Here is a 10,301-nt window from a genome sequence, read left to right on the forward strand (position 1 = left end):
TCGCACGCCGGTCTTCCCCGCCGGTCGCCCGCCGGAGACCATGCCGGCCGGGCACGCACGACCACTGAGGAGCACGACCGCCCGTGACCAGTTCGTCCGATTCGTTCGCGCACCTGCACGTCCACACCGAGTACTCGATGCTGGACGGCGCGGCCAAGCTGCCCGAGGTGACGAAGGCGGCCGCCGAGCAGGGCATGCCGGCGCTGGCCATGACCGACCACGGCAACGTGTTCGGCGCCTACGACTTCTACAAGCAGGCCACCTCCGCGGGCGTGAAGCCGATCATCGGCATGGAGGGCTACTACACGCCGGGCTCGCGCTTCGACCGCGCCCCGTTCGACTTCGGCGACAAGCTCCTCGACGAGGAGGGCGACGGCGGGAACAACCGGGGCAAGGCGGCGTACACCCACATGACGCTGCTGGCGCGGACGACGGAGGGGATGCACAACCTCTTCCGCATCTCGTCGCTGGCCAGCCTCGAGGGCCAGTACCGCAAGCCGCGCTTCGACCGCGACCTGCTCGAGCGGTACGGCAAGGGCCTCATCGCCACCACCGGCTGCCCCTCGGGCGAGGTCAACATGTGGCTGCGCGCGGGCAAGGAGGACAAGGCCAGGCAGGCGGCGGCGGACTTCCAGGACATCTTCGGGCGGGAGAACTTCTACGCCGAGCTGATGGACCACGGGCTGTCGATCGAGAAGAAGACCCGCCCGGCGCTGCTGGGCATCGCCAAGGACCTCGGCATCCCGCTGCTGGCCACCAACGACCTGCACTACACGCACAAGGAGGACGCGCAGGCCCACGACGCCCTGTTGTGCATCCAGACCGGCTCACGCCTCAACGAGCCCAACCGCTTCAAGTTCAACGGCGACGGCTACTACCTGAAGAGCGCCGCGGAGATGCGGGCGCTGTTCCCCGGCGAGCTCTCGGTCGCCTGCGACAACACGCTGCTGGTGGCCGAGCAGTGCGAGGTCGCCTTCACCGAGGGCGCGGACCTCATGCCGCGCTTCCCCCTGCCCGAGGGCGAGGACGAAACCTCCTGGTTCATCAAGGAGGTCGAACGCGGCCTGCACAAGCGCTGGCCGAACGGCATCCCGGACCACGTGCGCAAGCAGGCGGACTACGAGACCGGGATCATCTGCCAGATGGGCTTCCCGGGGTACTTCCTCGTGGTCGCCGACTTCATCAACTGGGCCAAGGACAACGGCATCCGCGTCGGTCCGGGCCGTGGCTCGGCCGCCGGCTCGCTGGCCGCCTACGCGATGGGCATCACCGACCTCGACCCTCTGGCGCACGGCCTGATCTTCGAGCGCTTCCTCAACCCTGAGCGCGTCTCCATGCCTGACGTCGACATCGACTTCGACGACCGCCGCCGCGGCGAGGTCATCCGGTACGTGTCGGAGAAGTACGGCGAGGAGCGGGTCAGCCAGATCGTCACCTACGGCACGATCAAGGCCAAGGCCGCCATCAAGGACGCCGCGCGGGTGCTGGACCGGCCCTACTCGGTGGGCGACGAGCTGACCAAGCTCATGCCGCCGGGCGTCATGGGCAAGGACATCCCGCTGTCGGGGATCTTCGACCCGTCCCACCCCCGCTACAAGGAGGCCGCGGAGTTCCGCGCGCGCTACGAGTCCGACCCGGGTGCCGCCGAGGTCGTCGACCAGGCGCGCAAGCTCGAGGGCCTCAAGCGGCAGTGGGGTGTGCACGCCGCCGGCGTGATCATCGGCCGGTACCCGCTCATCGACAGCATCCCGCTGATGCGCCGCGAGGCCGACGGCGCGATGATCACGCAGTTCGACTACCCGACGTGCGAGACGCTCGGCCTGCTCAAGATGGACTTCCTGGGCCTGCGCAACCTGACCGTCCTGGACGACGCGCTGCGCAACATCGTGCTCAACGGCAAGGCGCCGGTCGACCTCGACGAGATCAGCAAGGACCTCACCGACAAGGCGACCTACGAGCTGCTCGGGCGGGGCGACACGCTGGGCGTCTTCCAGTTCGACGGCGGCCCGATGCGCTCCCTGCTGCGGCTGATGCGGCCGGACAACTTCGAGGACATCTCCGCCGTCGGCGCGCTGTACCGGCCCGGGCCCATGGGCGCCAACTCGCACACGAACTACGCGCTGCGCAAGAACGGCCAGCAGGAGATCACGCCGATCCACCCGGAGCTGGCCGAGCCGCTGGAGGAGATCCTCGGGCAGACCTACGGCCTGATCGTCTACCAGGAGCAGGTCATGGCGATCGCGCAGAAGGTCGCCGGGTACTCGCTCGGCAAGGCCGACCTGCTGCGCCGCGCCATGGGCAAGAAGAAGAAGTCGGTCCTGGACGCGGAGTACGTCGGCTTCGAGGCCGGGATGAAGGCCAACGGCTTCTCCGCCGCTGCGGTCAAGACGCTCTGGGACATCCTGGTCCCGTTCGCCGACTACGCGTTCAACAAGGCCCACTCGGCGGCGTACGGGCTCATCTCCTACTGGACCGCCTACCTCAAGGCCAACTACCCGGCCGAGTACATGGCCGGGCTGCTCACCAGCGTCCAGGACGACAAGGACCGCCGGCCGATCTACCTGGCCGAATGCCGCCGGATGGGCATCAAGGTGCTGCCGCCGGACGTCAACGAGTCCTCGTGGGACTTCACCGCCGTCGGCACCGACATCCGTTTCGGCCTGGCCTCGGTGCGCAACGTCGGGCACAACGTCGTGGAGTCGATCGTCAAGGCGCGCGAGGAGAAGGGCGCGTTCAAGGACTTCCCCGACTTCATGAAGAAGATCGACACGGTGGCCTGCAACAAGAAGGTCATCGAGTCCCTCGCCAAGGCCGGCGGCTTCGACTCCCTCGGCCACTCCCGCCAGGGGATCGTCGCCATCCACGCGCAGGCCGTGGACTCCGCGATGGGGCTCAAGCGCAAGGAGGCCGAGGGCCAGTTCGACCTGTTCGGCAGCTTCGGCGGGGACGACGCGGTCGAGGACCCCTTCGGCAGCGCACTGGACATCGTCATCCCGACGGCGGACTGGTCCAAGAGCGAGCGGCTGGTCTTCGAGCGGGACATGCTCGGCCTCTACGTCTCCGACCACCCGCTGCACGGCGTCGAGCACGTGCTGGCGCAGAACGCCGACACCCCGATCGCCGAGATCAACGCCGGCGGGGTGGAGGACGGCGCGAACGTCACGATCGCCGGCATCCTCACCTCGGTCTCGCCGCGCACCAACAAGCAGGGCGCGCCCTGGGCCATCGCCACGCTGGAGGACCTGGAGTCCGGCATCGAGGTGTTGTTCTTCCCCAAGACGTGGGCGGAGGTCTCGGAGAAGGTCGTCCGGGACCAGATCGTCGTCGTCAAGGGCCGGATCAGCCGACGCGACGACCAGCCGTCGCTCTTCGGTTCCGAGGTCACGCTGCCCGAGCTCACCGAGGGCGCGCGCGGCCCGGTGCTCGTGTCCATGGCCGCGGCGCGCTGCACCCCGCCGGTCGTCGAGCGGCTCCGCGAGGTGCTGGGCAGCCACCCCGGCACGACCGAGGTGCAGCTCAAGCTGGTCAACGGCAGCCGCGAGACGGTGCTGCGGCTGGACCAGGGCCTCCGGGTTCGGCCCAGCACGGCGCTGATGGGCGACATCAAGGCGCTGCTCGGTCCCACGAGCGTCGCGCTGCTGTGACTCGGGGTTCACTGGACCGGTGAGCACCCCGCCCCAGGTCGCCGTCCGCGATGCCGGCACCGACCACCTGCCCCTGCCCGCCGACCGCTGGAACGGCCGGCAGGAGCTCCGGGCCGACCTGCGCCCCGCTGCCCTGCTGGCCCTCGCGCTGGCCGGGGTCGGCGTGCCGGCCGGGCTGGTGTGGTGGGCGCTGGCCCCCCGCGCGGAGTTCCGCATCACCGAGGACGGCCCCCAGGTCATCGGGTCACCGTCGGGCGAGCTGCTCGTCGCCGACGACGCCGTCTTCGTGCTGGTGCTCGCCGTCGTGGGGCTGCTCGGCGGCGTCGCCGCCTGGCTGCTGCGACGCCACCGCGGGGTGGTGCTGGTCGCGGCACTCGCGCTGGGGGCGACGGCGGCCGGGGTGGTCGCCTGGCTGGTCGGCGAGCTGCTGGGGGGCGGGCCCTCGGAGGAGCAGCTCGCCGACGTCGGGGGGACGGTCACCACCGGCCTCGAGCTCGGTGCCACGGCTGCCCTGGCGGTCGCGCCGTTCGTCGCGGTGCTGGTCTACCTGCTCGGCGTGATCATCAACGCCGACGACGGTCTCGGCCGCCCCGACGCTTCTTCGGCTGGGTCCTTCTAGGCGTCCTTCTTCAGTTGACCGTCATCGGGGTGGCGAAGCGCTGCAGCGGCGCCGGGACCGCTCCGAGCTCGCGCACCAGGGTCAGCTCTCTGCGCAGCAGGCGCGTCTCCGCCGCCAGCCGGCGCCGGGTGGCCGACTCGGCCAGCAGCGCCTGGCGGTCCTCCGTGGTGAGCAGCGCGGTGGAGGCCACCAGCCAGGAGAGGGCTGTCGGGTCGTCGGCCACCGCGTCGAGCAGCGCAGCGCGCTCGGCGTCCGCCCCGTCGCTTCCGGCGCCGAGGTCGGTCACCTCGTCGACGTAGTCGGTGAACAGCTCCTGCACGCCGGCCGCGAGCAGTGCCAGCGAGTCCCGGGCCACGGCGGCAACCACCTCGTCCAGGTGCTCGTCGCACGGCGGTGAGGCGGTGGCCGGATCACCCGGGCCGGCCGCAGCGGACCGGGTGCCGGGGACGACCAGGCCCTCGGCGTCGCCGGCGGCCTCCTCGGCGGCCTCCTCGTCGGCGAGCCACTCGACCTCGCCCTGCAGGTAGGGCGGGTCCTCGCCGACCAGGACGTCGCGCAGCCGGAAGCGCTCCCCTCCGACGGTGACCACCCGGAAGCCGCCGTCGGACTGGGGCCGCACCATCTGCAGGCGGGCCACGCAGCCGATGTCGTACAGCGCCTCGGCCGGCGCGATCCGCTCCACCTCCCAGCCCTGCCGGATGGCGACGACGCCGAAGAAGCGGCGCTCGCTCTCCTCCGGGATCGCCAGCAGGTCGAGGACCAGCCGCCGGTAGCGGGGCTCGAAGACGTGCAGCGGGAGGACCATGCCGGGAAACAGGGGAGTCCCGAGCGGGAACAGCGGGATCAGCTCGCCCATCCCGGCAGCCTACGGCCCCAGGGGGCCGGTGCGTGCCCGGTCGCCCCCGGGCGCCGCGCGCCCGCTGGCTACGCTGAGGATCCGGTCCCACCCCGCGCTGACTCCCCCCGCCCACCATCCCGGAGGCCCCCGTGCTCGCCCGCATCGACCTGCGCGGATCCGCGCTGCCGGGAACCCGCGAGCTCGCCGGCCTGCTGCCGCGCGCCGCCACGGACATCGACTCCGTGCTGGCGACCGTCCGCCCGCTGTGCGAGGACGTGCGCATCCGGGGCGCCCAGGCCGTCCGCGAGATCACCGCGCGCCTGGACGGGGTGGACAACGAGGACTTCGCCGTCCCGCAGGAGGCGCTGGACCGGGCCCTCGCCGAGTGCGACCCGACCCTGCGCGCCGCGCTGGAGGAGGCGATCGCGCGGGTGCAGAAGGTGCACGGCGACCAGCGCCGCACCGACGTCACGACCGAGGTCGTGCCCGGGGGCACCGTGACCGAGCGCTGGGTTCCGGTGCGCCGCGTGGGCCTCTACGTGCCGGGCGGGCTGGCCCCACTGCTGTCCAGCGTGGTCATGAACGTCGTCCCCGCGCAGATCGCCGGCGTCGAGTCGATCGCGGTGGCCTCGCCGCCCCAGCGCGACCACGGCGGGCTGCCCGACCCGGGCGTGCTCGCGGCGTGCGCGCTGCTGGGCATCACCGAGGTCTACGCCGTCGGCGGCGCCCAGGCCGTGGCCGTGTTCGGCTACGGCGCGGGGTCCTGCGAGCCGGTCGACATGGTCACCGGCCCGGGGAACGTCTACGTCACCGCGGCCAAGCGGCTGCTGCGCGGGCTGATCGGCATCGACTCCGAGGCAGGTCCGACCGAGGTCGCGATCCTGGCCGACGACACCGCCGACCCGGCCCACGTGGCCGCCGACCTGATCAGCCAGGCAGAGCACGACCCGCTGGCCGGGGCCGTGCTGGTCACCGACAGCGAGGCGCTGGCCGACGCCGTCCTCGAGCTCGTGCCCGGCCAGGTGACGGCGACGAAGCACTCCGATCGCATCACCACCGCGCTCGTGGGCAGCCAGTCGGGCATCGTGCTGGTCGACGACGTCGACGCAGGCCTGCGGGTCGTGGACGCCTACGCCGCCGAGCACCTGGAGATCCAGACCCGCGACGCCCGCGCCGTGGCCGCGCGGGTGCGCAACGCCGGCGCGATCTTCGTCGGGGCGTGGTCGCCGGTCTCCCTGGGTGACTACATCGCCGGCTCCAACCACGTGCTGCCCACCGGTGGGTGCGCCCGGTTCTCCAGCGGATTGAGCGTGCAGTCCTTCCTGCGCGGCATCCACGTCATCGAGTACGACGAGCAGGCGCTGGCCGGCGTCGCGGGGCACATCGACGCCCTCGCCGGGGCCGAGGACCTGCCCGGGCACGCCGCCGCCGTCCGCATCCGGCAGCGCCCGTGACGTCCCTCGACGACCTCCCGCTGCGGCCGGAGCTTCGTGGCCGCACGCCCTACGGCGCTCCGCAGGTGCCGGCCACGCACCGGCTGAACACGAACGAGAACCCGCACCCGCTGCCCGACGAGCTGCTCGCCGACCTGGGGACGGCGCTGGGGCACGCGGCGCTGGAGCTCAACCGCTACCCCGACCGGGATGCGCTCGATCTCCGCGCAGACCTGGCCGCCTACCTGTCCCGGACCGCCGGGACGCAGGTCGAGCAGCCCCAGGTGTGGGCGGCCAACGGCTCCAACGAGGTCCTGCAGCAGATCCTGCAGGCGTTCGGCGGGGCGGGCCGGACGGCGCTGGGGTTCACGCCGTCGTACTCGATGCACCCGATCATCAGCGCCGGCACGGGTACCGGCTGGGTCGACGGGCACCGGCGCGCGGACTTCACCATCGATGCGGCGGCCGCGGTGGCCCAGGTGCGCGAGGTGGCGCCGGACGTCGTCTTCGTGACCAGCCCCAACAACCCGACCGGCACCGCCGTGCCGCTGGAGACGATCGAGGAGCTGTACGCAGCGACCTCCGGAATGGTCGTGGTCGACGAGGCCTACGCCGAGTTCGCCCGCACCGGCACCCCGTCGGCGCTGACGCTGGTGCCCGGCCGCCCGCGGCTCATCGTCAGCCGAACCATGAGCAAGGCGTTCGGGATGGCCGGGCTGCGGCTGGGCTACCTGGCCGCGGACGCCGCCGTCGTCGACGCGCTGCAGCTGGTGCGGCTGCCCTACCACCTGAGCTCGCTGACCCAGGCGGCCGCGCGGGCCGCGCTGGCGCACACCGACGCGCTGCTGGCGACCGTCGACGCGGTGCGGGCGCAGCGCGACCGGATCGTGGCGGAGCTGCCCGCGATGGGGCTGACCAGCGTCCCCAGCGACGCCAACTTCGTGCTGTTCGGCCGGTTCGCCGACGCGCCGGCCGCCTGGCAGGCGCTGCTCGACCGCGGGGTGCTCGTGCGCGACGTCGGGCTGCCCGGATGGCTGCGGGTCACCGCCGGCACCGCCGCCGAGACCGACGCGTTCCTCACCGCGCTGGGTGAGGTCGTCCGTGATCAGCGCACCGTTCTGGGAGACTGACCCCATGACCGCACCTGCACGCCGCACCGCCCGGGTGGAGCGCGCGACCAGCGAGACCAAGCTGGTCGTGGAACTGGACCTCGACGGCACGGGCACCAGCTCGATCAGCACGGGCGTGGGCTTCTACGACCACATGCTCACGGCGCTGTCGAAGCACAGCGGCATCGACCTCACCGTGCAGGCCGACGGCGACCTGCACATCGACGCCCACCACACGGTCGAGGACGTCGCCATCGCGCTCGGCCAGGCGTTCGCGGAGGCGCTCGGCGACAAGCGCGGCATCACCCGGTACGGCGACGCGACGATCCCGATGGACGAGGTGCTCGCGCAGGCCGCCGTCGACCTCTCCGGCCGGCCGTACTTCGTGCACGCCGAACCCGAGGGCATGACGCCGATGATCGGGCCGGACTACCCGACGTCGCTCACCAAGCACGTGCTCGAGTCGTTCGCGTTCAACGCGCGCATCAGCCTGCACGTGCGGGTGCTCTACGCCGGCCGCGACGCCCACCACATCGTCGAGGGCCAGTTCAAGGCGCTGGCCCGGGCGCTGCGCCAGGCCGTCGCGCTGGACCCCCGCGTCACCGACGTGCCGTCGACCAAGGGCGCCCTGTAGCCGGTGAACTCGGGACTGGTCCTGCTCGTGTTCGGGGGCTTCCTGCTCGGCGGCGCGTGGAGCGTGTGGAGCGTCGACGAGGACGCCCCGACCCGGAGCACCCCGCAGACCGTCCTGGCGGCGGTGCTGCTGCTCGCGGCGCTGCTCGCCACCGCCGCCGGCATCCTCCGCTTCGTCTGAGCCGGGCATGAGCACGGCCGACGAGGGGCGCTTCCTGCGCATCGTGCTCGCCGATCCGACCGTGGCGGCGGTGCTCGACCGAGCGCCCGCGCTGGGCGTGGGGGACTGGTGGCTCACCGCCGGCGTGCTGTTCCAGACCGTGTGGAACGAGCTCACCGGGCGGCCCGCGGGTACCGGGATCCGGGACGCCGATCTCTTCTACTTCGACGAGGACACGTCCTGGGAGGCTGAGGACGCGGTCATCCGTGCCGGGGCCGGGCTCTTCGGCGACCTCGCGGTGCCGGTCGAGATCCGCAACGAGGCGCGGGTGCACCTCTGGTACGCCGACCACTTCGGGGTGCCTGCGCCGGCGTTCCGCGACTGCGCCGACGCGATCGACCACTTCGCGGCGGTCTGCTGCTGCCTCGGGGTCACCGTCGGGCCCGACGGCCGGCCACGCGTGTACGCGCCGCACGGCTTCGACGACCTGTTCGGGCTCGTGGTGCGCCCCAACCGGCGGCTGGCGCCGCGGGACGTCTACGAGGCCAAGGCGGCGCGCTGGCTGGGAGAGTGGCCGGAGCTCACCGTCCTGTCCTGGGACGACGCCGCCCGCTGAACCGTCCTCAGCCCGGCTGCAGGGCGGGCAGCCACTCGTGCCCAGGGGCGACAGTGGTCAAGGCCTCCCGCAGCCAGGCCCGCTGCCGTTCGTCCAGTGTCCCGGCGACCCGCTGGAAGTCGGCGACGTCCTTGGGCCGCGGGGTGCGGCTCTTGCCGAGCAGCTGCACCTCGGGGGCCAGGACCGGTCGGCCGGGGATCGACGCCGGGCCGTACAGCTCGGACACCGGTCGGCGGATGCGGTGGTCGCGGCGATAGACCCAGTCCGGACCGTCGGTGTCGTCGACCATCAGCTGGAGCGACCACGGGGACGTCGGCGTCCGACGGCACCAGATGTCGTGCAACGAAGGAGCCAGCACCTCGCTCTCGGGCCACGGCCGGAGGACGCCCGCGCCGGGCGGATCGGCGACCTGCAGGTCCCAGCCCCGCAGCCGCTCGCGGAGCGTCGGCAGGTCCGCGCGCAGCACGAGCACGTCGATGTCGTGATGGGGCCGCGTCTGCCGCCCGAGGTGGAGGTCCAGCGCCCAGCCGCCGGCGATCCACCAGGGGGCATCTACCCCGTCCAGCAGTTCGGTCACGTCCTGGACGGACAGCGGCTCCCAGCCGTCGCTCTCCTGGCCCACCCTCGGACGCTAACGCGCAACCCACGGGTCGGGCAGCGGCGAACCCGAATCAGGCGGAGACGAGGAACGGTTGGTGGACGACGATCTCGGTGTCGTCGGGGCGCCAGGTGCGCCATCGCCCGTCGGGTTGTCGTTCGACGCGGAACCCGTGGTGGACCTTGGTGTGGTGGCGTTCGCACAGGAGGGCGGAGTTCTCGAGTGAGGTGTCGCCGTCGTGGGCGAGCCATTCGAGGACGTGGTGGACGTCGCACCAGTGGGAGGGGGCGTCGCAGCCGGCGAACACGCAGTGCCGGTCGCGGATTTCCACTGCGCGGCGCAGGTGCGGGGGCACGACGCGGTGGGTGCGGCCGAGGTCCAGCAGCTGTCCGTCGGGGCCCATGACGACGCGGTTGACGGTGCTGTCGCAGGCGAGCCAGCGGGCGCGGGCGGCGGAGATCATCGCCCCGAACCCGGTGCGGCCGGCGCCGGCGCCGGGGTGGGGGTCGACCAGGTCGTCCAGGTCGATGACGACGGCGACGTGCGGCTTCACCGTGCGCATCGTCGGCAGGTCGCCGGAGGCGAGGGCGTTGTCGGCGAGTTGCACCAGGGCGTCGGCCTGCCGCTGGGAACGGGTGCGCAGGTCGCCGG

General features: G+C 72.4%; 10 protein-coding genes. 7 read left to right on the forward strand and 3 right to left on the reverse strand.

What is annotated here, in order from left to right:
• Positions 1–83 precede the first annotated feature (83 nt).
• Both dnaE and BLS70_RS10865 read left to right on the forward strand, forming a co-directional pair.
• The gene (gene dnaE, locus BLS70_RS10860) at positions 84–3,644 is read left to right on the forward strand and encodes a DNA polymerase III subunit alpha (protein ID WP_091767123.1); all 3,561 of its coding nucleotides are present in this window, start codon (positions 84–86) and stop codon (positions 3,642–3,644) included.
• Positions 3,645–3,663: 19 nt separating this feature from the next.
• Positions 3,664–4,263, forward strand: coding sequence for a DUF2567 domain-containing protein (locus BLS70_RS10865; RefSeq protein ID WP_091767125.1), 600 nt, complete (start codon positions 3,664–3,666; stop codon positions 4,261–4,263).
• A 10-nt stretch (positions 4,264–4,273) separates the two neighbouring features.
• Here the strand turns inward: BLS70_RS10865 and BLS70_RS10870 are convergent, their stop codons facing one another.
• The gene (locus BLS70_RS10870; protein WP_091767127.1) at positions 4,274–5,119 is read right to left on the reverse strand and encodes an LON peptidase substrate-binding domain-containing protein; all 846 of its coding nucleotides are present in this window, start codon (positions 5,117–5,119) and stop codon (positions 4,274–4,276) included.
• 131 nt (positions 5,120–5,250) lie between these two features.
• Between BLS70_RS10870 and hisD the strand changes: the two genes are divergently transcribed.
• From hisD to BLS70_RS10890, 5 genes are read left to right on the forward strand one after another with little or no spacing between them, the layout of a single operon-like run.
• The gene (gene hisD, locus BLS70_RS10875; protein ID WP_091767129.1) at positions 5,251–6,555 is read left to right on the forward strand and encodes a histidinol dehydrogenase; all 1,305 of its coding nucleotides are present in this window, start codon (positions 5,251–5,253) and stop codon (positions 6,553–6,555) included.
• Complete coding sequence (locus BLS70_RS10880) at positions 6,552–7,664, forward strand: histidinol-phosphate transaminase (protein WP_091767132.1); 1,113 nt, start codon at positions 6,552–6,554, stop codon at positions 7,662–7,664. The genes hisD and BLS70_RS10880 overlap by 4 nt, the downstream gene beginning before the upstream one ends.
• A gap of 4 nt (positions 7,665–7,668) precedes the next feature.
• Complete coding sequence (gene hisB, locus BLS70_RS10885) at positions 7,669–8,277, forward strand: imidazoleglycerol-phosphate dehydratase HisB (protein ID WP_091767363.1); 609 nt, start codon at positions 7,669–7,671, stop codon at positions 8,275–8,277.
• Positions 8,278–8,280: 3 nt separating this feature from the next.
• On the forward strand, positions 8,281–8,457 hold the full coding sequence (locus BLS70_RS20765; RefSeq protein WP_176946358.1) for a hypothetical protein: 177 nt from the start codon (positions 8,281–8,283) through the stop codon (positions 8,455–8,457).
• A 7-nt stretch (positions 8,458–8,464) separates the two neighbouring features.
• Positions 8,465–9,052, forward strand: coding sequence for a nucleotidyltransferase family protein (locus BLS70_RS10890; protein WP_091767135.1), 588 nt, complete (start codon positions 8,465–8,467; stop codon positions 9,050–9,052).
• Positions 9,053–9,059: 7 nt separating this feature from the next.
• On the opposite strand, the gene BLS70_RS21505 is transcribed toward BLS70_RS10890, so the two are convergent.
• Entirely contained in the window at positions 9,060–9,674 is a 615-nt protein-coding gene (locus BLS70_RS21505; protein ID WP_091767138.1) for a nucleotidyltransferase domain-containing protein, read from the reverse strand.
• A 49-nt stretch (positions 9,675–9,723) separates the two neighbouring features.
• Positions 9,724–10,301 (reverse strand): HNH endonuclease (locus tag BLS70_RS10900; RefSeq protein ID WP_143030392.1); only part of this gene is annotated, 578 nt, incomplete at its 5' end.

The organism is Blastococcus aurantiacus (genome assembly GCF_900102425.1).
Taxonomy (GTDB): domain Bacteria; phylum Actinomycetota; class Actinomycetes; order Mycobacteriales; family Geodermatophilaceae; genus Blastococcus; species Blastococcus aurantiacus.

Excerpts from the sequence above, each read along its gene's own strand:
- BLS70_RS10870 (WP_091767127.1), bottom strand. The coding sequence starts at position 5,119 with ATGGGCGAGCTGATCCCGCTGTTCCCGCTCGGGACTCCCCTGTTTCCC.
- hisB (WP_091767363.1), top strand. The coding sequence starts at position 7,669 with ATGACCGCACCTGCACGCCGCACCGCCCGGGTGGAGCGCGCGACCAGC.
- BLS70_RS10890 (WP_091767135.1), top strand. The coding sequence starts at position 8,465 with ATGAGCACGGCCGACGAGGGGCGCTTCCTGCGCATCGTGCTCGCCGAT.